The sequence below is a fragment of the Uliginosibacterium sp. sgz301328 genome (assembly GCF_041807905.1).
GTDB lineage: Bacteria > Pseudomonadota > Gammaproteobacteria > Burkholderiales > Rhodocyclaceae > JBGVSA01.
This window is the reverse complement of the sequence record NZ_JBGVSA010000010.1, coordinates 70,001-92,675: the sequence shown is the minus strand read 5'-3', so window position 1 is coordinate 92,675 and position 22,675 is coordinate 70,001. Positions and strand designations below refer to the sequence as shown.

The 22,675-nt window shown below is 64.4% G+C and carries 21 protein-coding genes and 1 riboswitch; of the genes, 8 read left to right on the top strand and 13 right to left on the bottom strand.

The features are described from left to right. Positions 1-15 precede the first annotated feature (15 nt). A complete protein-coding gene (gene polA, locus ACDA63_RS09625) occupies positions 16-2,757 on the bottom strand; it encodes a DNA polymerase I (RefSeq protein ID WP_373663014.1) in 2,742 nt (913 codons plus the stop codon). Between the two features lie 114 nt (positions 2,758-2,871). Between polA and ACDA63_RS09620 the strand changes: the two genes are divergently transcribed. Further along, positions 2,872-3,600 carry a TIGR00730 family Rossman fold protein gene (locus ACDA63_RS09620; RefSeq protein WP_373663013.1) on the top strand — a complete coding sequence of 243 codons (729 nt, stop codon included), beginning with the start codon at positions 2,872-2,874 and terminating at the stop codon, positions 3,598-3,600. A 37-nt stretch (positions 3,601-3,637) separates the two neighbouring features. Here the strand turns inward: ACDA63_RS09620 and ACDA63_RS09615 are convergent, their stop codons facing one another. Beyond that, on the bottom strand, positions 3,638-4,087 hold the full coding sequence (locus ACDA63_RS09615) for a CBS domain-containing protein (RefSeq protein WP_373663012.1): 450 nt from the start codon (positions 4,085-4,087) through the stop codon (positions 3,638-3,640). 201 nt (positions 4,088-4,288) lie between these two features. Between ACDA63_RS09615 and ACDA63_RS09610 the strand changes: the two genes are divergently transcribed. Further along, a complete protein-coding gene (locus ACDA63_RS09610; protein ID WP_373663011.1) occupies positions 4,289-4,990 on the top strand; it encodes a fumarylacetoacetate hydrolase family protein in 702 nt (233 codons plus the stop codon). A gap of 21 nt (positions 4,991-5,011) precedes the next feature. On the opposite strand, the gene ACDA63_RS09605 is transcribed toward ACDA63_RS09610, so the two are convergent. Beyond that, positions 5,012-5,602 carry an LON peptidase substrate-binding domain-containing protein gene (locus tag ACDA63_RS09605; RefSeq protein WP_373663010.1) on the bottom strand — a complete coding sequence of 197 codons (591 nt, stop codon included), beginning with the start codon at positions 5,600-5,602 and terminating at the stop codon, positions 5,012-5,014. A gap of 96 nt (positions 5,603-5,698) precedes the next feature. Between ACDA63_RS09605 and ACDA63_RS09600 the strand changes: the two genes are divergently transcribed. Then, the gene (locus ACDA63_RS09600; RefSeq protein WP_373663009.1) at positions 5,699-6,880 is read left to right on the top strand and encodes a class I SAM-dependent methyltransferase; all 1,182 of its coding nucleotides are present in this window, start codon (positions 5,699-5,701) and stop codon (positions 6,878-6,880) included. 23 nt (positions 6,881-6,903) lie between these two features. Here the strand turns inward: ACDA63_RS09600 and ACDA63_RS09595 are convergent, their stop codons facing one another. The 3 genes from ACDA63_RS09595 to pyrE form a co-directional block, all read right to left on the bottom strand. Then, positions 6,904-7,095 (bottom strand): hypothetical protein, encoded by a 192-nt coding sequence (locus ACDA63_RS09595; RefSeq protein ID WP_373663008.1) that lies wholly within the window; start codon positions 7,093-7,095, stop codon positions 6,904-6,906. Between the two features lie 426 nt (positions 7,096-7,521). Beyond that, positions 7,522-8,145 carry a hypothetical protein gene (locus ACDA63_RS09590; protein ID WP_373663007.1) on the bottom strand — a complete coding sequence of 208 codons (624 nt, stop codon included), beginning with the start codon at positions 8,143-8,145 and terminating at the stop codon, positions 7,522-7,524. 1 nt (position 8,146) lies between these two features. Further along, the gene (gene pyrE, locus ACDA63_RS09585) at positions 8,147-8,785 is read right to left on the bottom strand and encodes an orotate phosphoribosyltransferase (protein WP_373663006.1); all 639 of its coding nucleotides are present in this window, start codon (positions 8,783-8,785) and stop codon (positions 8,147-8,149) included. Positions 8,786-8,817: 32 nt separating this feature from the next. Here pyrE and ACDA63_RS09580 point away from each other — a divergent pair, with 32 nt between their 5' ends. After that, positions 8,818-9,615: an exodeoxyribonuclease III gene (locus ACDA63_RS09580; RefSeq protein WP_373663005.1), complete on the top strand. Its 798-nt coding sequence runs from the start codon at positions 8,818-8,820 to the stop codon at positions 9,613-9,615. Here ACDA63_RS09580 and ACDA63_RS09575 read toward each other — a convergent pair. The 7 genes from ACDA63_RS09575 to ACDA63_RS09545 all read right to left on the bottom strand — a co-directional run bounded on the left by ACDA63_RS09575 (position 9,594) and on the right by ACDA63_RS09545 (position 18,409). Beyond that, complete coding sequence (locus tag ACDA63_RS09575; protein WP_373663004.1) at positions 9,594-10,988, bottom strand: ArnT family glycosyltransferase; 1,395 nt, start codon at positions 10,986-10,988, stop codon at positions 9,594-9,596. The genes ACDA63_RS09580 and ACDA63_RS09575 overlap by 22 nt on opposite strands. Before the next feature lie 140 nt (positions 10,989-11,128). Beyond that, on the bottom strand, positions 11,129-12,037 hold the full coding sequence (locus tag ACDA63_RS09570) for a DMT family transporter (RefSeq protein ID WP_373663003.1): 909 nt from the start codon (positions 12,035-12,037) through the stop codon (positions 11,129-11,131). An 84-nt stretch (positions 12,038-12,121) separates the two neighbouring features. Then, on the bottom strand, positions 12,122-12,679 hold the full coding sequence (locus ACDA63_RS09565; RefSeq protein WP_373663002.1) for a TMEM165/GDT1 family protein: 558 nt from the start codon (positions 12,677-12,679) through the stop codon (positions 12,122-12,124). A 15-nt stretch (positions 12,680-12,694) separates the two neighbouring features. Continuing rightward, positions 12,695-12,863: riboswitch (yybP-ykoY riboswitch) on the bottom strand. A 45-nt stretch (positions 12,864-12,908) separates the two neighbouring features. Then, positions 12,909-13,553 (bottom strand): hypothetical protein, encoded by a 645-nt coding sequence (locus ACDA63_RS09560; protein ID WP_373663001.1) that lies wholly within the window; start codon positions 13,551-13,553, stop codon positions 12,909-12,911. Between the two features lie 48 nt (positions 13,554-13,601). Then, positions 13,602-16,688 carry an efflux RND transporter permease subunit gene (locus ACDA63_RS09555; protein ID WP_373663000.1) on the bottom strand — a complete coding sequence of 1,029 codons (3,087 nt, stop codon included), beginning with the start codon at positions 16,686-16,688 and terminating at the stop codon, positions 13,602-13,604. Continuing rightward, complete coding sequence (locus ACDA63_RS09550) at positions 16,685-17,947, bottom strand: efflux RND transporter periplasmic adaptor subunit (protein ID WP_373662999.1); 1,263 nt, start codon at positions 17,945-17,947, stop codon at positions 16,685-16,687. Before ACDA63_RS09550 ends, ACDA63_RS09555 begins: the two co-directional genes overlap by 4 nt. A 300-nt stretch (positions 17,948-18,247) precedes the next feature. Continuing rightward, positions 18,248-18,409 (bottom strand): hypothetical protein, encoded by a 162-nt coding sequence (locus ACDA63_RS09545; protein ID WP_373662998.1) that lies wholly within the window; start codon positions 18,407-18,409, stop codon positions 18,248-18,250. 59 nt (positions 18,410-18,468) lie between these two features. Between ACDA63_RS09545 and ACDA63_RS09540 the strand changes: the two genes are divergently transcribed. The 4 genes from ACDA63_RS09540 (at position 18,469) to ACDA63_RS09525 (ending at position 22,666) form a co-directional block, all read left to right on the top strand. Continuing rightward, on the top strand, positions 18,469-19,356 hold the full coding sequence (locus tag ACDA63_RS09540) for a LysR substrate-binding domain-containing protein (RefSeq protein ID WP_373662997.1): 888 nt from the start codon (positions 18,469-18,471) through the stop codon (positions 19,354-19,356). A 320-nt stretch (positions 19,357-19,676) separates the two neighbouring features. Beyond that, positions 19,677-20,165 (top strand): tripartite tricarboxylate transporter TctB family protein, encoded by a 489-nt coding sequence (locus ACDA63_RS09535; RefSeq protein WP_373662996.1) that lies wholly within the window; start codon positions 19,677-19,679, stop codon positions 20,163-20,165. Then, positions 20,162-21,667: a tripartite tricarboxylate transporter permease gene (locus ACDA63_RS09530; protein WP_373662995.1), complete on the top strand. Its 1,506-nt coding sequence runs from the start codon at positions 20,162-20,164 to the stop codon at positions 21,665-21,667. Before ACDA63_RS09535 ends, ACDA63_RS09530 begins: the two co-directional genes overlap by 4 nt. Positions 21,668-21,697: 30 nt before the next feature. After that, complete coding sequence (locus ACDA63_RS09525; RefSeq protein WP_373662994.1) at positions 21,698-22,666, top strand: Bug family tripartite tricarboxylate transporter substrate binding protein; 969 nt, start codon at positions 21,698-21,700, stop codon at positions 22,664-22,666. Positions 22,667-22,675 lie beyond the last annotated feature (9 nt).

The following is a 22,675-nucleotide window of genomic DNA, read 5'->3' as shown; positions in this document are numbered from 1 at the left end:
ACAACGACTGCGCCTTCAGTGAGCCTCTTCCCAGTTCAATCCGGCGCCGGCCTCGACGAGCAGAGGCACGCGCAGATCCGCCACGCCGCTCATGACGCGGGGCAACTCCTCGCGCACCAGTGACAGCTCATCATCCGGCACCTCCAATACGAGTTCATCGTGGACCTGGAGCAACATGCGGCTCTTCAGACTGCCCCCAATAAGCCAATCATAGGTCGCGCGCATGGCCAGCTTCACGACGTCGGCCGCCGTACCTTGCATCGGCGCATTGATCGCCGCGCGCTCGGCTCCCTGCCGGCGACCGACATTGCTCGATTTGATTTCGGGCAGGTACAGGCGCCGACCGAAGACCGTCTCGACGAAACCATGCTCGCGAGCGAACTGGCGAGTGGTTTCCATGTACTGCAGCACCTTCGGATAACGCGCGAAGTAGCGCTCGATGTAATTCTGCGCCGCGGCGCGCTCGATGCCGAGCTGCTTGGCCAGCCCGTGCGCACTCATGCCATAGATGAGGCCGAAGTTGATCGCCTTGGCGTAGCGACGCTGCTCGCTGGTGACTTCAGCAGGCTCCAGCGCAAACACTTCGGCGGCAGTCGCGCGGTGCACATCCTCGCCGCGCTCGAAGGCTGCCAGCAGGCGTTCATCCTCGGACAAGTGCGCCATGATGCGCAGCTCGATCTGCGAGTAATCGGCCGAGACCACATGCCAGTTGCGCGGCGCAATGAATGCCGTGCGGATGCGGCGGCCCTCTTCGGTGCGCACCGGAATGTTCTGCAGGTTGGGGTCCGAGCTCGCCAGGCGCCCCGTCACTGCACCGGTCTGCGAATAGCTCGTGTGCACGCGGCCAGTGCTCGGGTCGACCATGCGCGGCAGCTTGTCGGTGTACGTGCTTTTCAGCTTGGCCATGCCGCGGTATTCGAGGATCAGCCGCGGCAAGGGGTAGTCGAGCGCCAGTTGTTGCAGGACCTCTTCATCCGTACTCGGCGCGCCGGAGGGCGTCTTCTTGATGACCGGAAGCTTGTCGCGCTCGAAGAGGATCTCCTGGATCTGTTTCGGGCTGTTGAGGTTGAACGGCTGGCCCGCCGCTTCGTACGCCTCGTGCTCGATTTCGAGCATGCGCAGCCCGAGTTCGTTGCTCTGTTGCGAAAGCAGGAAAGTGTCGACCAGCACACCGTTGCGTTCCATCGCCCACAGCACTTCGAGCGCCGGCATTTCAACGTCGCGATAAATGCGCGCCAGTCCTTCATCGAGAAGAATGCGCGGCAGCAGGATATTGTGCACGCGCAGGGTCACGTCGGCGTCTTCCGCCGCGTACTGCGCGGCGCGCTCGATGTCGACGTCGTAGAAGCCGATCTGGTTGGCACCCTTGCCGCACAGATCGGTGTACGACAGCACATCCAGGCCGAGGTGGCGCTTGCACAGTTGTTCGAGATCGTGTCCCTTATCGCTCTCCCACACCGCCGACTGCAGCAAGGTGTCATGCGCGATGCCGCCCAGGCGAATGCCGTGGTTGGCCAGCACGTGCATGTCGTACTTGAGATTCTGCCCGACCTTGCGGTGCAGGTCGGATTCGAACCACGCCTTCAGGCGCGACAGGACTTCATCGATCGGCAACTGATCTGGATGGCCAGCATAGCGGTGCGTCAATGGCAGGTAGGCCGCCTCGCCTTCCGATACGGCGAACGACATCCCCACCAGACGTGCCTTCATCGGTTCGAGACTGTCGGTTTCGGTGTCGAAGGCCGTCAGCTCGGCGTGATGGATCTTCTCGAACCAGCGCTCGAAGGTTGCCCAGTCGAGAATGCACTCATAGTCGCGTCGATGCGTCGGCGCGGCTGGCGGCGCGATGGCCGCCGAGGATGCCTCATCGACCGTGTCCCCGGTCGCCTGGGCAGCTTCGGGTGTCCCCTTGCCTTCGCTCAGTTCGCGCAGCCAGCTCTTGAACTCGTAGCGACGGAATTGCGCCTCGAGCACTTCGCGGTCGGCATCGCGCCAGACCAGGTCGTCGAACTCGCCGGGCAGCGCCACGTCCGTCGCGATGGTGACCAACTTGCGGCCCAGGGGGAGGAAGTCCAACGCACGACGCAGGTTTTCGCCGACCACGCCCTTGATGCTGGCGGCGTTGGTCATGATGTTGTCCAGCGTGCCGTATTCGTTGAGCCACTTGCACGCTGTCTTGGGACCGCATTTGTCCACGCCCGGTACGTTGTCGACCGTATCGCCGATCAGCGTGAGGTAATCGACGATGCGCTCGGGAGGCACCCCGAACTTGGCGAGCACGCCGGCTTCGTCGAGCGTATCGTTGGTCATCGTGTTGACCAGGCGCACTTGCGGCGTGACCAGTTGCGCCATGTCCTTGTCGCCGGTCGAAATGACGACGTCGTAGCCGCGTTCGGTGGCGATGCGCGCCAGCGTACCAATGACATCGTCGGCCTCGACGCCGTCCACCATCAACAGGGGCCAGCCCAATGCCCGCACGCAGGTATGGATGGGTTCGATCTGGAGCGCGAGATCCTCCGGCATCGGCGGACGATTCGCCTTGTACTGCGGGTACCAATCGTCGCGGAACGTCTTGCCCTTGGCGTCGAACACGCACGCCGCGTGCGTTGCCTTGTAGCCATCATTGAGCCGGCGTAGCATGTTCAGCACACCGTAAATGGCACCCGTCGGTTCATTGGCGGCGTTGCGCAGATCGGGTAGCGCATGGAATGCGCGATACAGGTACGACGAGCCGTCGACGAGAAGTAGCGTTGGCATTTTCAGGAAAACCGTGAGGACGAAGCGCCGGCCCGCTCCTGCATCCTGTTTGCGATCCCTTGCATGCGATCGCGGACAGAGACCGAGGGCGGCTCCCACGTTCAATCAAATATCATGAGTGCGAAAGAAAAACTTCCGCCGTTCACCGCCCCCGCATCCACAGCACAGACGCAGATGGCCCGAGAGGCCTGGCGAATCTTTGGCATTATGTCAGAGTTCGTCGAGGCGACAGAACGCCTGCAGGCAATCCGCCCTGCGGTCAGCATTTTCGGTTCGGCGCGCACGCCGGTCGATCATCCCTATTACGCATTGACAGAGCGCATCGCGCGCCTGCTTTCGGATTCCGGCTTCTCGGTCATTTCGGGTGGCGGGCCCGGCATCATGGAAGCGGCCAACAAGGGCGCGTTCTTTGGCAAGTCGCCATCGGTCGGGCTGAACATCCAGTTGCCGATGGAGCAGACGGGCAATCCGTACCAGGACGTCTCACAGACCTTCCAGCATTTCTTCGCACGCAAGGTCATGTTCGTGAAGTTCGCCATGGCCTACGTGGTGATGCCAGGCGGATTCGGCACGCTCGATGAACTCTCCGAAGCGCTCACGCTGATCCAGACCGGCAAGAGCCGCAGGATTCCCGTGATCCTCGTCGGCAAGGACTTCTGGGGCGGGCTCATCGACTGGTTCAAGACCACGCTGGTCGACGAGAAGATGATCGCGCCCAAGGACGTCGACCTCATCCAGTTGATCGACGATCCGGAAACCATCGTGGAAGCGATCTTCGATCACTACGAGCAACGCGGCTTCGCGCCGCTGCCCGAAGAGCACGAACTGATGCTCAACCTGTGATGACGCAGAACGGGGCGCCAGGCGCCCCGCGTCGTCTTCAGTGCTGGGCGGTCGAGATGTCGCCCGAGATGTAACTGGAGAGCTGCTCGATGGTCTGGCGCTGCTCGTCCATCACGTTCTTGACCGCGTCGCCGATGGTCACGATGCCGATCAGCGTACCGTGATCCACCACCGGCAAATGGCGGATGCGGTTCTCCGTCATCATCTGCATCACTTCTTCGATGGTCTGGCTCGGCGAGACCGTCAGCAGGTTCTGCGTCATCAACTCCGATACTTTCGTATCGCGCGAGCTGCGCCCCTGCAGGATCACCTTGCGGGCGTAGTCGCGCTCCGTAAAGATGCCGACCAGGCGTTCGCCTTCGGTCACCAGCACCGCGCTGATGTTGTGTTCGGCCATGCTGGCGATGGCCTCGAAGACCGTGGCACCGGGCGCCACGCTGTGAATGACGGGCGACTTGCCCTGCAGCATGTGTCTGACTGTGGTCATGGGCTCTCTCCTGTGGGGTATTTTTGGAGGCGACGCATTGGCACAAACTGAACGTGCCCGCATAGCTTGACTGCAAGGCGCCGGCAGCGCAATCGCGACTTTCGTCCATGGCGCTCGAGGCATCCGACGTTCGCCCGCGCGCACGCATCGCCTTCAGGGGCGTAAGATGCGGCGCTGCATTGCAACACCACCGGAGACCCCATGACTTACCTCTTTACCCCGGCCGCGCAGGCAAGCGTGCCGGTCCGCGACCGCGCGGAATCCTTCCCCGTTCGCCGCATCTACTGCTGCGCACAGAATTACGCCGAACACGAAAAAGAAATGGGCAGCACGCCGGAGCGCGCCAAGCCCTTCGGCTTTTTGAAACCCGCCGATGCGGTATTGCCGGTACGTGCGGGCGAAGTGGGCACCATGCCCTTCCCGCCCGCTTCGCAAAACCTGCATCACGAACTCGAACTCGTTGTCGCGCTCGGCAGCGGCGGCTACAACCTCACGCCGGAACAAGCCGACGCCTGCATCATCGGCTGGGGCGTGGGCCTGGACATGACCTGCCGCGATCTGCAGGCAGAAGCCAAGGCCAAGGGCCGTCCGTGGGATTCGGCCAAGGCGTTCGATCATGCGGCGCCCATTTCCGAACTCGTGCTGCGTCAGCCCGGCCAGGGCGTGCCGTCGAGCGGCGCCATCGCGCTCGACGTCAACGGCACGGCGCGTCAGGCGGGCGATCTGTCCGACATGATCTGGACGCCGGCGGAGATCATTTCGTGGTTCTCGAAGATCTGGGAATTCAAGGCGGGTGACCTGGTATTCACCGGCACGCCGAAGGGTGTCGCCCAGGTCGTCTCGGGCGACCTGCTCGAAGGCCGCGTGGCCGGCGTGGGCGAACTGCGCGTGCGGATCGGCTGATCGCCGCGTTGCCGAGCGGGGTCAGGCTTCGATCAGACCGCGCTCGGCCAGGAATTGCTGGATGATTTCCAGCCGCAGGGTGGCGTCGTCCAGCTCCAGCAGACGCTGGCGCGCCAACGCCGGGATCGGCAGGATTTCGGCGTAGCGATAGCCGACCCAGTCGGCGTCATCGAGCCTGTGGGGCGGCGCGATCACCTTGGTGCCCGCATCGGCGATCACTGCGCGCATCAAGGGCAGCATCGATTCGAAGCGTTCGTCGAGCGACGCCGGTTCGGGTTGCTCCAGCCAGCGCACCTGCGCCACCACCACGCCTTGCGGCGTGGCATCGTGGGCTTCGATCGCAAACCGACGCTCGCCTCGCACGGTCAGCCCCAGCACACCGGGCTGGCTCATGTCCCAATCCACGATGCGCGCCTCCACGCCCACTTTGTGCGGCACGGCCGGAGCGCCTACCTCCTGCCCTTCGGCAATAAGGCAGATACCAAAGTTGGTCGGCCCGCGCATACAGTGGGCAATCATGTCCATGTAGCGCGCCTCGAAGATGCGCAACGACATGCGGCCCTGCGGGAACAATACGTTGGTGAGCGGAAAGATCGGCAGCGTGTCGGTCATGAGTCCAGCCTCGCAACGGAGGCCTCGAGAATTGGCGCGACGTCATGCAACGCGCGTCCGGCTTCCGATTCTACCGGTGCCGTTAGAATGGCGGCCATGAATCCTATCGCCCAATTGCCACCGCCCGGCGACGACGCGCTGGCCCACTCCGCCGCGCTTACCGCCCTCATCACCGACGAAATCGCACGTGCCGGAGGCTGGATCGACTTCGCCCGCTACATGGAGCTGGCGCTCTACACACCTGGGCTGGGGTACTACAGCGGCGGTTCCCGCAAGTTCGGCGCCGAGGGCGACTTCATTACCGCGCCGGAGCTATCGCCGCTCTTCGGACAGAGCCTGGCCCGGCAGGTCATGCAAATCACGCAAGCCAGCGCCGCGCACGTGATCGAAGTCGGCGCCGGAACCGGCGCACTGGCCGCGGACATGCTGCTCGAACTCGAACGCCTTGGCGCGTTGCCCGACCATTACGACATCATCGAACTGTCAGGCGAACTGCGGGTGCGTCAGACCGACACGGTGCGCGAGCGTGCCCCGCATCTGGCGGACCGGGTGCGCTGGCTTGACGCCCTGCCCGACGCATTCGCCGGCTGCGTAGTCGCCAACGAAGTGCTCGACGTGATGCCAGTGCACCTCGTCGTATGGCGCGGCGACGACATCCTGGAGCGCGGCGTGGTGCTGCATGACGGCCAACTGGCCCACGCCGATCGACCGGCGCAGGGATCCGTACTGAACAGCGCGCAGGCGCTCGATGTACCGCGCAGCGCCACCGCCGACTACATCAGCGAAATCTGCCCGGCAGCCCGGGCATGGATGGCGGAATGGGGACGACGGCTGACCGCGGGCGCGGTCATCGCCATCGATTACGGCTATCCGCGCGAGGAGTACTACCTGCCGTCGCGCTCGCAAGGAACCGTGCAGTGCTACTACCGCCATCGCGCACACACCGACCTGCTGCGATGGCCGGGGCTCAATGACATCACTGCCTTCGTGGATTTCACCGCCGCGGCCGAAGCGGCCTTCGATGCCGGGCTGGACGTGCTGGGCTACACCAGCCAGGGGGCCTTCCTTGCCAACTGTGGATTGCTCCAACTACTGGCCGAGCGCGGCACCAGCCCCGAAGCGATGGGGCAGCCCGACTACGTGCGGGCCGCGCGCGCCGCGCACCGCCTGACCGGTCCCCATGAGATGGGAGAGCTCTTCAAGGTGTTGGCCGTAGGCCGCAAGCTGGCGCAGCCGCTGCTGGGTTTCCAGCAGGGCGATCGCACGCACGCCCTGTAACGCGCGCCAAGCGCGGGTGCGGCTTACTCCTGCGCCAGATAGAGCCGGCGGAGGAAAGAGTCCGGATCGGCGACGGCAGTTGCGTCGACCACCGGGACACTCGCGCGGAAAGTGTTGTCCTGTTCGGGCCGCAGAACGTCCTGCGGCAGCCAACTCGCGTTCAGCACTTCCTCGCCATAACGTTCAACGTCAGTCAGACGTTCGGTCGTCGCCATGTCCATGGTTGCTACCCCTCTGTTGGCTCGTGGCTGAATCGATCCGAGGCGTGGTTCGACGACTCCACGCTTCCATCGCTTCCTCGCGGACCGCGCAAGATGCAGCGGCCCTAACAGGGTGAGTGCTTTTGGGGCGGCAAGTTCCTCATTGCCGCCACGCACTTCTCTGGCCACGGGCTTGTGTTGATTTCAGCAGCGCCGAGGGGGCGCAACAACCTGACAAAAGGGCACGACGGGGTAGGTATCTCTCCTACGCGCAGCCCTCATGTGGCGTGTTTTACGGGTTATGACGTAGGCACATTGCCTAAGGTGTGACTTTCGACACGGAGAACGCAGGGTGGCAAAAATGCCACTTCATGCAGCGGTGGAAATGCGGGCGCGGCGATCTGCCGGACCCGCCATCGGTCTGTGGCGCGCCGCAGTCGATCAGTTGCTCTGCTGGGTCAGTTCCAGAAAGCGCTTGCGGTCGGCGGCAAAGCGCGCACGCGTGAGGTCCATCTCGCGCTGCTTGCTCTCGATGACGGAGCGTGTGGCGGCCAGTTCGGCCGCGTTGGTGCCGAGATCTTCCGACACGTCGCGTGGCGCAGCGCCCTTGGCGGGCACCAGCTTTTCGAGCCTGGCGCGCTGCGTGAGCAATTCGGTCTCGCGCGAGCGGCTGCGCTGCATGTCGGATTCGATATTGGCCAGTTCGCGGTCGCGGCGCGTGTCGAGCTCGCCGACTGAGGCATAGCTGTCGAGCAGAACCTGATCCCGCCGACGCGCTTCGGCCTCGCGCGCCACGCGCTCGCGCTGGGCACGGATTTCGAGCTCGCGCTTGGCGCGCTGCTCGGGTGTGAGCGGCGCCTCGACGTCTCGCAATACGCGCCCACCCGGCGACACTTCGCGGTAGGCGCGGTCATAGCAGACCATCGGTAGCGTGTCGCCGCAAATGCGGCGGCCGCTGGCGTCGGCGCAGCAATAGACGCTTCCCTGAGGCTTGTTCGCCTGCGCACTGGCCACCGGAGAGGCCAGGAGCAAAGCCAGGACAGGCAGGGCGCGCACGATGCTCACGTCATTCGACTCCGTAGGTTTCGCGGTAGCGTTGGACAGCCGGCAAGTGCTGCGCCAGATCCGGGCTGTCGGCGATAAAGGCCAGCAGGTCGCGCAAGGTCGCCACGGCGACGACCGGCACGCCCAGGGATTCCTGCACTTCCTGCACGGCGCTCTTCGAGCCGGTGCCGCGTTCCATGCGGTCCATGCCGATCACCACGCCGGCGAGTTCCGCGCCTTCGCGGCGGATGATTTCCACCGATTCGCGCACCGACGTGCCCGCCGAGATGACATCGTCCAGCACCAGCACGCGTCCTTTCAAGGGCGCGCCGACCAGCGTACCGCCTTCGCCATGATCCTTGGCCTCCTTGCGATTGAAGCAGAACGGCAGGTTCACGCCTTGCTCGGCCAATCGCATGGCCGCCCCCGCGACCAGCGGAATGCCCTTGTAGGCAGGCCCGAACAAGGTATCCACCGCAAGGCCCGAAGCGCGGATGGCCTGCGCGTAGAAGCCGCACAGCGCGCCAAACGAAGCGCCATCGTCGAACAGGGCGGAATTGAAGAAATACGGCGACTGACGGCCGGCCTTGGTGGTGAACTGGCCAAAGCGCAATACGCCTTTGTGTACGGCCAGGGCCAGGAAATCACGACTAAAATCCACGACTTTGCATTCGCTCAAAAAAGGGTCGCCCGATGTTACGCGTCATCTCCCTGAACCTCAACGGCATCCGGTCGGCCGCCACGAAGGGCTTTTTCCCGTGGCTTCAGGCCCAGAACGCCGACGTAGTCTGCCTGCAGGAAGTCAAAGCGCAAATGGCAGACCTCACACCCGAGATGCAAAACCCGCAAGGATTCGCAGGGCATTTCTACTGCGCCGAGAAAAAAGGCTATAGCGGCGTTGCCATCTATTCCCGTCTGCCGACGCAGGGCGTGACGTGCGGCGTCGAACATGTGGATTACGACACCGAGGGGCGTTTCATTAAGGCCGACATCGATTTGCCCGACATGGCGCTGTCGGTGGTGTCGCTGTACCTGCCGTCCGGTTCGAGCTCCGAAGAGCGTCAGTTGGTCAAATTCGCCTTCATGGACCATTTCCTGCCGCGACTGGCGGAACTGCACCGCAGTGGCCGCGAGGTGATCGTGTGCGGCGACTGGAACATCGCCCACAAGGAGATCGACCTCAAGAACTGGAAGAGCAACCAGAAGAACTCCGGCTTCCTGCCCGAAGAGCGCGCCTGGCTCACGCGCGTGATCGACGAACTGGGCTGGGTGGACGTGTACCGGCGCCTGCATCCCGCCACCACGGACGAGAGCTACACGTGGTGGAGCAATCGCGGCCAGGCCTGGGCCAAGAACGTAGGGTGGCGCCTGGACTACCAGTTCGCCACGCCCGGCATCGCGGCGCGAGCGCACGCCACCAGCATCTTCAAGGAGCAGCGCTTCTCCGACCACGCACCCTTGATCGTCGACTACGACGTCGCCACGGCCTGAACATCGGGGCGCGACAGACGCCCTGCTTTCGCGTCTGCGGCAGTCCCGCCGCCGTCTTCGTCGGTCGAAGCACCATTGCGCGCCCGGCGAGCGATCGTCTGCGCCAGCGTCCAGCCGCACAGGACGCACCCGACCGCCACAAGCGGAAAGTGATAGCGCGACTGTCCGTTGAACACGAAGGTCAGGACGACGAAAGTCACGGCGTAGGCCCCGACGAACGACCATGCCACCACGCCCGGGCGCGCCTGCGCCCGCAGGCGCAATAACATCAGGCCCAGACAGCCCACCGTGGCCGCCAACAGCCCGAAGTAGATAAGTTGGTTCGCCCAGCGCAGGGCACGAAAAACGGGCCGGTACTGCTCATAGGCCGCAAAGCCGGCCTGGTAGCCCCACTCGCTTTCGCCGTCCGGAACCAGCGACCACCAGTATTTCTTTGGCGCCAGCCTGAGAAACCGGTCTGGATGCTCGCCGATCCAGCGCCATGTAATGTCCTTGGCCCGCCGATCGGCTGCGATCTGGTCCTGCACGCTCCACGCGATGTCCTTCAGATGCGGATTCGAATCCTCGGAGTGAGAGCCGTTCGAGTTGTCGTGGTTGCCCAGCGCAAAGGCCACGCCCCCGTTGGATGACACGAAGACGAATGTCCCGAAGGTCTCCAGGTTGCGCAGAGACCACGGCAGCACGGTGGCAAACAGCACCACGCCGGTCAGCGCGATGCGCGCCAATGCAGCGCGACGCACGCCTCCGGCAAAGACCAGCACCAGCACTGCCCACACAGGCAGGATGAGCCAGGTCTGCACTTTCACCAGCGTGGTTAGCCCCAATACGACACCGAGCGGCACGGCGCGCCACACGGAGCCTGCATCCAGCCGGCAGGTCAGCCACCACGCCAGCAGCAGCAGGAAAACGAAGAGCGTTTCAGTCAGCAGCAGACCGGTGTAGCCCAGCGCGTTGAGATAGATGGAATAGAGCAGCACCGCCAGATTGGCCGCCGCCATGCTGGCGCACAGGCGCAGCGTGATGCGATGGATCAGCCACAGCGACGCCGCCCAGAACACCACGTTGGCGATCTGCGCGATCTTCACCGATGGCCCGAACACGGCGAACAGCCCGGCCAGAAAGGCCGGATAGCCAACGGGCCAGAACGCCGTCGGCACGCCCCCTTCCTGAAAACCCATGCCGTTGGCCATCTCGGAAGCGCGGGCGTAGTACCACGCAGCGTCCGACCACGGGTGGACATCCATGCCGAACACCACCGCCAGCCGGATCAGCACGCCGACGATCAGCAGGATCGGAAGGATGAAAGCCGAATCCAGCCACGCCAATCCGCGCGTCCAATCGGCACCGCGCGCTTGCCCGAGACTCTCATTCATTGCGCCGCTCCCTGAAGTGCCACGGCGGCGGGCCCATGCAGATCATGGGTTGCCATGGCAACCAAGGGTTTTAGCGCAAGCGGCGCGCAGTTTTCGTGACATCCTGCGCACCTGCCCTTACATCGGCGCAAATGGGCGATTCAAGCCGGACGCGGCACCGCCACGCTGCGCGTCGTAAGCCAGATGCCGCCGAGGATCAACGCCATGCCTGCGAAGTGATAGAGATGCGGCGCCTCGCCAATGAACAAGGCGGACAGCAAGGGCGTGAATACCGGCATCAGGTGGATGAACAGTCCGGCCACGGCACCGCCGACCTGAGCCACCGCTCGATTCCAGAAGACGTACCCGAGAAAGGCCGCGAAGATGCCGGTATAGGCAATGCCCATGGCGGAAGCCGGCGTGAGGATGAGGGTCCGGCCCTGCGCCAGCTCCCAAGCGTACAAGGGTGCGAGGCCGATGACGCCGATGCCGGTCAGCAACGCGAGCAGCGCCATCGGGTGCAGATGGCCCGGCCGGAACTGCAGCATGATCGTGTAGATCGCCCACACCAGCACCGACCCCATGATCCAGACGTCGCCCGGATTGAACGACAGCGTGGCCAGCATCGACAGATCGCCGTGCGCCACGATCACCGTCACGCCCGCCAACGAAATGACCGCGCCCAGGCATTGCCCACGCGTCATGCGCTTGCCGAAGAACAGCCACAACATCGCCATGATGACGATCGGAATGAACGAATTGAGCAGCACCCCGTTGGTCGCGGTGGTGAACTGCAGACCGTAATAGGTCAGCGTGTTGTAGCCGGTAATGCCGAAGATCGCCATCGGCAGCACGCTACGCCAGTGGTCGCGCAGCGCCGGCCACAATTGGTGCCGATGCGGCCACGCGAAAGGCAGCACGCACAGGAAGGCCAGCGTCCAGCGCCAGAAGGCCAGGGAAATGGGCGGCACCTCGCCGCGAAAACCGCGCCCCACGACCCAATTGCCGGACCAGAACAGACTGGTCAGTACCAGCAGCAGGTAGGGGTTATCAAAACGGAATCGTCGCATGGCGAAGACGTTCTAACGCAGAGCGGCGCACCTTATCAGATGCGCCTGCGCCATGACAGTTGGGACTGTCGCCCCCGGTCCTCATCAGACGACGAAAGCCACCAGCCCCAGCACCGCGAAGATACCGGCCGCAATCATGTGCACGATACGGATCGGCACACGGCGTACCAGCTTGTCGCCAAGGAACACGACCGGCACGTTGGCCAGCATCATGCCGAAGGTCGTACCGGCCACCACGCCCACCAACGAGGTATACCGCGCCGCCAGCGCCACGGTGGCGATCTGCGTCTTGTCGCCCATCTCAGCCAGAAAGAAAGCGATCACGGTGGCGCCGAAAACGCCGAAGCGGCTACCAGCCGAGGCTTCATCCTCATCGAGCTTGTCGGGCACGAGAATCCACGCCGCCATGGCGAGGAAGGACACCGCCAGAATCCAGCGCAGCACATCGGGGCCGAGCACGGTGGTAATCCAGTGTCCGACGGCGGCGGCGCCGGCGTGGTTGGCGAGCGTGGCCGCGAGAATACCGGCGACGATCGGCCAGGGTTTGCGGAAACGTGCGGCGAGGACGAGGGAAAGAAGTTGGGTCTTGTCGCCCATCTCAGCGAGGGCGACCACTCCGGTCGAGACCAGGAAGGCTTCCAAAACATATGCTCCGCGGGCTGGCGCGTTCAACCATTGATCACGACTGCCGCCAGCCCATAAGGAGCGCGTCGCAATCAAAGGTCTCGCCAGGCGTTTTGCTGTGTGCACCATGGGCCGTTGCGGCGCCAAGTCTGTTGATGCACACCCTTCTCGCGGAAGGAGGCTACTCCCCAATGACGGGGCGAACTGTACCGATCGGGCGATGATCGGTCAAGGCGACGTACTCACTTCAGGCATCGACAAGGGTGATTTCGATGCGCTCCTTGCCCTTGCCCACATTACGGCGTTTGAGTGCCGTTCGGCCGACTTCGCCTGTGCGGCGCAAGTGTGTACCGCCGCAGGGAACGGCGGCAAAGGCGTCGATCTTCCAGTAACGACGCTGGGCCGTCTCATCCGAAAAGGCGCTGGTGATCGGCTCGTCGGCGTCCACGATGCGTGCTACTTCTGCCGCCAGCGCGTTGAAATGCTCGGCGATGTTGTGGTCGAGCTCGAAATCGATGCGCGCCTTGTCCGCCGCGATATGGGCACCGATTTTCGCAATGCCGGGCAGGCGCCGATACATGAGTTCCAGCACGATCTCGGCGGCAAAGTGAAGGCGCATCAAGCGATAGCGACGCGGCCAGTCGATACGGACGGCGACTTCATCGCCAGCACGCAGATCATGATTAGCCGGCAGCGTGTAGACGATGTCGCCGCCCTGCCACACAGCCAGCGCTACCGGCCAGTTGCCGATGGTGCCGGCATCACTCTCCTGCCCGCCGGACAGCGCGTAGAAGATGGTGCGTTCAAGCGTGACCTGAGCGCCTGCCACGCTGCTCACGTGCGTGGAAAGTTCGGTCAGGTAGGGATCGGACCAGAAGACTTTTTCGGTCATGCCCGCTCCTTACAGGGCGCGCCCGGCCGATCGACCGGGCGCGTGATGTCAGGCGCCTTCGGGGGCCAGCATCTTGCGTGCGCCGCCCAGGCCCAGCTTGCGCTGCAACCAGTCGAAGGACAGGTATAGCGCCGGGGTGATGAACAGCGTGATCAACTGCGAAAAGATCAGGCCGCCGACGATCGCCACGCCCATCGGCTGGCGCAGTTCGGCGCCCGCTCCGAGACCGAGCGCGATCGGCAACGCGCCCATGGCTGCGGCCAGCGTCGTCATCATGATCGGGCGGAAGCGCAGCACGCAGGCCTGTTTGATCGCCTCGGCCGGGGTGAGGCCGTCTTCGCGTTCGGCCGCCAGCGCGAAGTCGATCATCATGATGGCGTTCTTTTTCACGATGCCGATCAGCAGCAAGATGCCCACCATCGCAATGAAGGTCAGCTCCAGCCCGACGATCTTCAGCGACAGCAATGCCCCCACCGCCGCCGACGGAATGCCGGCCAGGATGGTGATCGGATGGATCCAGCTCTCGTAGAGGACGCCCAGCACGACGTAGATCACCGCGATGGCAACCAGGATCAGCCACAACTGACTGCTCTGCGAATCCTGGAACACCGCCGCATCGCCCGCGAATCCGCCGAACACATTGGCCGGCATGTTGAGCGACTCCTTCAGGCGCAGCACTTCGTTCACCGCCTGAGACAAGGTCACGCCCGGCGCCAGGTTGAACGACAGCGTGACCGCCGCGATCTGGCCCTGGTGATTGACCGAGTTGTTCACCGCCGCGCGCTCCACGTGCGTGAACGCCGTGATCGGCACGAGCTGGCCGGTCTTGCTGCGCAGGCGGAGGAACTCGAAGTTGCTCTCGTCGGAACGGAAGTCCGGCGCCCACTGCATGATCACCGGGAAGTTGTCCTGCGACGCGTAGATGGTCGACACCTGCCGCTCACCGAAGGCCGAGTTGAGCACGTTGCGCAGGTTCTGCATGTCGATGCCCAGCGCCAGCGCCTGGTCGTGGTCCACCACCAGACGCGCCTGCAGGCCACGCCGCTCGGCATCGGAGTTGATGTCCTTGAGCAAGGGCGACTCGCGCATCAGGCGCTGCAGCCGGTCGCCCCAATCGGCCACGGTGTTGTAGTCGACCGATTGCAGGGTGTACTGGTAGCGCGAACTGGAACTGCGGCCGCCGATGCGCAGGTTCTGGATCGGCGAGAACGACACCTGCACGCCCGGCGTGCCGGCCGTATCGCGGCGCAGGCTCTCCAGGACCTGGGACATCTTCGGGCGCTCGCCCTGCGGCTTGAGCGTCACGAAGATCGTGCCGTTGTTGCTGGTGCCCGAATTGGCGATCACATCGGTCACGTAAGGATTGGCGCGCACCTTGGTGTCCAGCCGCGTGATCAGGTCGCGCATGGCCGGCCACGAAATATCCTGCGGCGCACGGATCGCCACCCGGACCTGGCCGATGTCTTCTTCCGGGAAGAAGCCCTTGGGCATGATCAGATACAACCACGCTGTGGCGCCGCACGTCGCCAGCGCCACCAGCAGCATCACCCAGCGAACCCGCAGCGTGACGTCGAGCGCACGGCGATAGGCGTTGAGCACCGCATCGAAGCCGCGCTCGAACAGGCGGCTCCACGCGGGCGGCCGGTGATCTTCGGGTTCGTGCTTGATGAAGCGGGCGGCAAGCATCGGCACGATGGTCAGGGCGGCGGCGGCCGACACCATGATGGCGAGCGACACGACCACCGCGAATTCGTGGAACAGCAGGCCGATCACGCCCGGCATGAAGAAGATCGGGATGAACACCGCGATCAGCGACACCGAGATCGACACGACCGTAAAGCCCACTTCGCGCGCGCCGCGCACGGCGGCCTCGAACGGCTTCACGCCCTCTTCCACGTAACGGACGATGTTCTCCAGCACCACGATGGCGTCGTCGACCACCAGCCCGATGGCGACGGTCAGCCCCATCAGCGAAATGTTGTCGAGACTGAAGCCGCCCCACAGCATGAGCCCGAACGTGCCCAGCAGCGAAGCCGGCAACGACACGGACGGAATCAGCGTGGCGGCCACCCGGCGCAGGAACATCAGGATGACCATCATCACCAGGCCGACAGTCAGCAGCATGGTGAGCGTAACGTCGTGGATGGATTCGCGGATCGACAGCGAGCGGTCGAGCAGGATGCTGATCTTCACCGACTGCGGCAGTTGCGTCTGCAGTCGCGGAATGGCCTTGCGCACGTCGTCGACCACCGCCACGGTGTTTGCACCCGGCTGACGCAGCACCGACAGCGAAATGGCGCGCTCCCCATTGACCCAACTGCCGGTCTTGATGTTCTCCACGCTGTCCTGCACGTCGGCCACGTCGCGCAGGCGCACCGGCAGGTTGTTGCGGGTCGCGACGATGAGGTCGGCGAACTGCGTGGCGTTGGTGAGCTGGTCGTTGGAACCGATGATCAGCGTCTGGCGCGAGCCTTCGAGCGAGCCCACCGGCGTGTTGTTGTTGGCGTTGGTGAGCGCCGTGGCGACATCCGTCAGCGACAGATCGCGCGCCTGCAACTTGGCCGGATCGACGTTCACGCGCACCGCGTAGCGCTTTTGCCCGTTGATCGTCACCTGCGCCACGCCGTTGATGGTCGACAGGGTCGGCGAGATCAGGTTATCGGCATAGTCGTTGAGTTGGTCCAGCGACAACGAAGGCGAATCCAGCGTGATGAACAGGATCGGATCATCCGCCGGGTTCACCTTGCGGTAACTCGGCGGATTGGTCATGTCCTTGGGCAACTGGCGGTTGGCGCGGAACAGCGCTGCCTGCACGTCGACCGCCGCCGAATCGATGTCGCGCGAAGGATCGAATTCCAGCGTGATCGACGTGTTGCCCAGCGTGCTGCTGGAGGTCATCACCCGCACACCGGCGATGGTCGAGAACTGTCGCTCCAGCACCATCGCCACCGAGTTCGCCATGGTCTCGGGGTTCGCGCCGGGGAGCGAGGCGCTGACGTTGATGGTCGGCTGATTGAACGAAGGCAGCGCGGCGATCGGCAGCTTGAACCACGCCACCGCGCCCGCGATCATCACCGCCAGCCACAGCAGCGTCGTCGCTACCGGCCGGCGGATACACTGTTCGGAAAGGTTCATTGCGGCTGCGCTCCGCTGTTGCGGGCCGGGCGGTCACCTTCGGCGGCGGCCGGCGCGGACGCGCCATCGCGATTGCCGCGGCGGCGCGTTTCCACGCCCAGATTGTTCTGCACCACGCGAACGTGCGCCCCGGGGCGCAGATTCTGGCCGCCTTCGAGCACCACCGTCACGCCGCCCGAAATGCCCTTCACGATGGCGCGCTGCTCGAACACACGGACCACTTCTACCGGTTGCAGTTCGACGGTCTGGTCTTCACGCACGATGTAGACCAACTTGCCGTTGGGACCGTTGATGACCGCCTGAGTCGGCAGCACCACCGCGCCCTTCGCCATGCCGGCATTCAGTCGCACCGTCACGTACTGGCCGGGCCACACCAGGCGCTGGCTGTTGTTCAGACGCGCCTTGACCACGATCGTGCCGGAGGTGCGATCCACGCTGCTGTCGACGAACACCACCTCGCCGTCGAGCGAATGACTGCCGTCGATATCGGCCTTTACCTTGACCGGGCCGACGCGCAGTGCGCCGAGGAGCGAGCTGAGGCTGTTTTCGGGGATGGAAAAAGTCACGCCGATCGGGTCCATGCGGGTGAGCTTGACCAGCGCCGTGGCCGTCGCGCTGGACGTTACCAGGCTGCCCGGGCGCACGTTGATGATGCCGGCGCGGCCATCGAACGGCGCGCGGATCTGTGCGTACGACAGGCTCACGCGGGCCTGCTCGACGGCAGCCTTGTTCTGCGCCAGCAGCGCGTTGGCCGCATCGACCTTGCTCTGCGCGGCATCCAGCGCAGAAGGCGAAACGAAGTTGCGGGAAGACAGATCCTGCGTGCGGCGCAGATCGCGTTGGGCCGTGTCGAGCGCGGCTTGCGCGCCGACCACGTTGGCTTCGGCCTTTTTCACGTTCGCCGCGTCGTCGCGGTCGTCGAGCGTGAACATCAACTGGCCGCGCTTGAGTTCATCGCCTTCCTTGAAATGGATGGCGGTGATCGAACCATTCTTCTGCGGGCGGATGTCGACATCGTCGAGCGCGATGATCGCGCCCTGGGCTTCGAGGATCAGCGGAACGTCATCCACCGTGGCGCGGGTGACGGTCACGATCTGCCCGCCGTTACCGCCGCCGGCACGCCCGCCCGACGCCGCGGGCCCCGACTGAGCGGACTCCTGCGGCGCGGCGCCCGACTTCTGGTCTCCACATGCACTCAACACCAGAGCCGCACACAGCGGAGCGGCCCATTGCAGAACAGCAACAACCCGAAAGCGCATAAAACCCGCCGCCACGTTGCCGCAACGGCGCTCATCTCTGTTATGTCGAAAAGCGGCCCTGTTCCAGGAACCCCGACACCGAAACGCTTGGAAGAACGGGCGCCAGGACCATGCATCCGGCCCCGCGCTGCCGATCCGGCGACCGGAGTCATTCTGCCCGGGCAGCGACGGCCAGCGGACCGGTCACCTTGCCTGTTCAGCGCCAGACTCCTGAGCGCTAAGACGTTCCGGGGTTCAGCGGGTTCCAACACCGGGCTCATGGATTCGGTTGCGCATGATCTGGCATTTCCGTCAAAGCCGCTAGATCGTCAGCGAAAAAAATCCACCACCCCATGTGTTGCGACGCAGCGGGAAGGCCATACCTTCATTGGTTATCACGACCGTCCCACCGCTTTTCCACGGCACAGGCGTCACAACGTTCGACGCCTGAAGAGCATTGCACTTTTTCTGCTTTGTCACCATGACTTCACCGCCGGGAAAATGAGGTTTTACAGATTCGGCGACGAGCCAGCTTTTTCACCATGTCGAAGACGCTTGAACTGGACGTGCTGCGCGCCTTCGTCGCGGTCGTGGACGAAGGCGGCTTCGCCTCCGCCGCAGACCGACTCGAGCTCACACAGTCGGCCATCACCCAGCGCATGCAGCGGCTCGAATCGCAGCTCGGGGTTGCACTGTTCGAGCGCGACGGGCGCACCAAGCAATTGTCCGAACGGGGTCGCCAATTGCTGCGCTACGCGCGCGAACTGCTCAGCCTGAACGACGACGCCATCCGCGCGCTTGCCGACGATGGCATGAGTGGTTCATTGCGCATCGGGTCCCCGCACGACATCGCCGACACGCTTCTGCCGCCGATGCTCTCGCACATCGCGCGCTCGGCTCCACGGCTGCGGCTGGAGATCAACGTCGGCCGCAGCCCGCATCTGATGGAATCATTGCGACGGGGCGAGCTCGACATGACGATCTCCACACGCACCGACCCGGACCTGCAAGGCATCGCGCTACGCACCTCGCCCACCTTGTGGATCTGCTCGTCGCAGTTCATCCACGCTCCGCAGCAGCCGCTTCCGCTGATCCTCATCGACGAGCCGAGCATCTTCCGCCGGCTCGCCATCGATTCGCTCGACGCGGCCGGCATACCGTGGCGGCTTGCCTATCGGTCATCGAGCCTCATCGGCATCAAGGCGGCCATCCGCGCCGGGCTGGGCGTGACGGCACGCACCATGGAAATGGTCGAGCCCGACATGCGCACGCTCGGCGCCAGCGATGGCATGCCGCCGCTGCCCTCGGTCACGTATTACCTCTGGATACGCCCGAACACCGTGAATCCTGTCGTGCGACAAGCGTATGAACTCATCGCCAGTCGGCAACGCGCCACGCCCGGTGCGCTGTCACAGGCGAGGATCGATTAGCGCTCTCGCGCAATTGATTCGCGGCGCTAATGTGTCGATGCCCCCGCCAGGACATGCCGTCCGCATCATGCAAAGCGGCCAGCGGATATTTTCATCAACGCATCAATAAGTTGCCGATCGCGCAAGCGTCTTGCAATCGCGCCAGTGCGCCGCGAGGTGCACAGTCATTCATAAGCAAAGCAGTTATTTGAAGTTCGCGTCGAGAAGCGCACCTCTTACATTGGTCTCCACAGTGGCATCGCCGTCACACATGCATTTGTCATTCACGCGACGGCGGCGTTGCTACGAGAGTCCATCTGCAATGAGAGGTTCGATATCCCATGGCGCGCACTGCATCATCCTTCGCGCAACAACTCCGCGCATCGCTTCGCCAGCGCGACTTTCTGGCGGGGCTGCTGTTTCTCTTCCTCGGCGCAGTCACGACCCTTGAAGGCGCCGGCCTGCACCAGGGCAGCGCCGAGCGCATGGGGCCCGGTTATCTGCCCTTGCGCATCGGCCTGCTGCTGGCAGCGATCGGTCTTGTCATCGCCATCAAGGGCGCGCGTGGCGAGCGGGCGGGTGTGGAGCGCTTCGCCGGTCTTCCCATACTGGCCGCCACCGCCGCGCTGACGGTGTTCGGTTTCGCTATCGAAGACCTCGGTTTGATCCCCGCCTCGGCGCTGCTGGTGCTGGCAGCACGCGCCATCAGCTGGCGTGGTCGCGCGGTCGAACTCACGGCGTTGGTCGTCGTGCTCGCCGCCATCGTCGTCGTGGTGTTCCGCTACGGGCTGGGCGTACCGGTGCCGCTGTGGCCGACGTGGGGGGCATGAGCATGGATCTATGGAACAACCTTGCGCTCGGGTTATCCGTGGTCGGCACCTGGAGCAACCTTGCCTATTGCTTCGCGGGCGTGCTGCTCGGCACCGTCGTCGGCGTGCTGCCCGGCGTGGGGCCGGTGGTCACCATCGCGCTACTGCTGCCGATGACCTTCGGCCTGCCTGCGGTGACGGCCATCATCATGCTGGCCGGCATCTACTACGGCGCGCAGTACGGCGGTTCGACGACAGCGATCCTGATGAAGCTGCCTGGCGAACCCTCATCCGTGGTGACCGCCATCGATGGCCACGCGATGGCGCAACGTGGCGAAGCCGGTATCGCACTGGGCATCGCAGCCATCGGCTCGTTCATTGCCGGCACCATCGCGGCCGCGTTGATGGCGCTCTTCTCGCCGACGCTGGCGCACTTCGCACTCGAATTCGGCCCGGCCGACAACTTCGCGCTGATGGCATTCGGGCTGGTTGGCGCCGTCGTGCTGGCGCGCGGCGAACCGCTCAAGGCCATCGCAATGGTGCTGGTGGGACTGGCGTTCGGACTGGTCGGCACGGACGTCGCGTCCAACGAAGAACGCATGACCTTTGGCCTGAGTTCGCTGGCTGACGGGATCAGCTTCGTCGTCGCGTCGATGGGGCTGGTCGGCGTGTCGGAAATCATCGCCAACCTCGAAAAGCCAGAAGGCGAACGCACCTTCCAGCGACGTATCGGCCGCATCTGGCCCGACCGCGCGGCACTGCGTGCAGCGTGGAAGCCGATCCTGCGCGGCACCGGCATCGGTTCGCTGTTTGGTGTGCTGCCGGGCGCGGGCGCTTCGCTGGCGTCGTTCACTTCATACAGCGTGGAAAAGAAGATCGCCCGCGATCCGTCGCGCTTCGGCAACGGCGCCATCGAGGGCGTGGCCGGACCGGAGTCGGCCAACAACGCCGCCGCGCAAACGAACTTTGTGCCGCTGCTCACGCTGGGGTTGCCTTCGGGCGCGACGACTGCGCTGCTGCTCGGCGCACTGACCATCCAGGGCATCGTCCCGGGGCCGCAGATCATGGAGCAGAAGCCGGATCTGTTCTGGGGCGTGATCGTCAGCATGTGGATCGGCAACGTCATGCTGGTGATCCTCAACCTGCCGCTGGTCGGCGTGTGGGCGCGCATGATGCAGATTCCCTATCGCTGGCTGTACCCGGCGATCCTGCTGTTCTGCGCCATCGGCGTCTACACGGTGAGCAATACCACCGCGGATGTCTTCCTGACTGCCGGCTTCGGCCTGCTCGGTTACGTGTTCATCAAGCTCGAATGCGACCCCGCGCCCCTGCTGCTGGGCTTCATCCTCGGCCCGTTGATGGAAGAGAACTTCCGCCGCGCACTGATCATCACGCAAGGCGACTTCCACGTATTCGTGTCGCGTCCCATCAGCGTCACCTTGCTAGCGGCGGCCACCGTCCTGCTCATCACCCTGCTGCTGCCGGCAATTCGCCGCGGCCGCGAAATCGCGTTCCAGGAATGAACGCCTCAACACTTATCCATGGAGCATGCAATGAAACGTCTCATCACCAAGATCCTCGCCACTGCGGTGGTCGCCACCACGGCACACGCAGCACTGGCGGCCGACTATCCCGACAAGCCGGTGCGGCTGATCGTACCGACCGCTGCCGGCGGTAGCCTCGACACGCTCGCCCGCTTGCTCGGCCAGCGTCTCGAAGCCCAACTGGGTCAGCCCTTCGTGGTCGAAAACCGCCCGGGCGGCAATGGCAACACGGCGTTCGAATACGTCAGCAAGGCCAAGCCGGATGGCTACACGCTGCTGGTTGCGTCCGACGCGCTGGCCATCAACCCGAGCCTGTACAAGAACGTGCGTTATGACCCGGTGAAGGGCTTCGCCCCGATCTCGCTGGTGACCACCGCCGCCCAAGTGCTGGTCGTCAAGCCGTCGCTGAACGTCAAGACGCTCAAGGACTTCACCGCGCTGGTCAAGCAGAAGGGCAAGGCCATCACCGTTGCCTCGCCCGGCAGCGGCAGCGCAGGTCACCTGGCCGGCACGCTGTATCAATCGGAAGCCGGCGTGACCTGGACGCACGTCGCCTACAAGGGCGGCGGCCCGGCCGTGGCAGACCTCGTCGGCGGCCACGTCGACGGCCTGTTCGTGACGCTCGCGCCAGCCGTGCCGCAGGTGAAGGCCGGGGCGCTGGTCGCGCTCGCCGTGACCACGCCGAAGCGCTCCACCGCGCTGCCCGATGTGCCGACGGTGGCAGAAGCAGGCGTGCCCGGCTTCGACGTGACCAACTGGCAGGGCGTGTTTGCGCCGGCCGGCACGCCGGCAGCACTGGTCGACAAGGTCAATGGCGCCATCCAGAAGATCGTCCGTGAACAGGACATCAAGTCACGCCTGATCGAACTGGGCTTCGAGCCGGTCTCCGGCGGACCGGCGGATCTGGGCCAGCACGTGCGGGAGAACGTCACCAAGTGGGCGAAGGTGATCCCGCAAGCCAACATCACGGTGGACTGACGAGGCGCG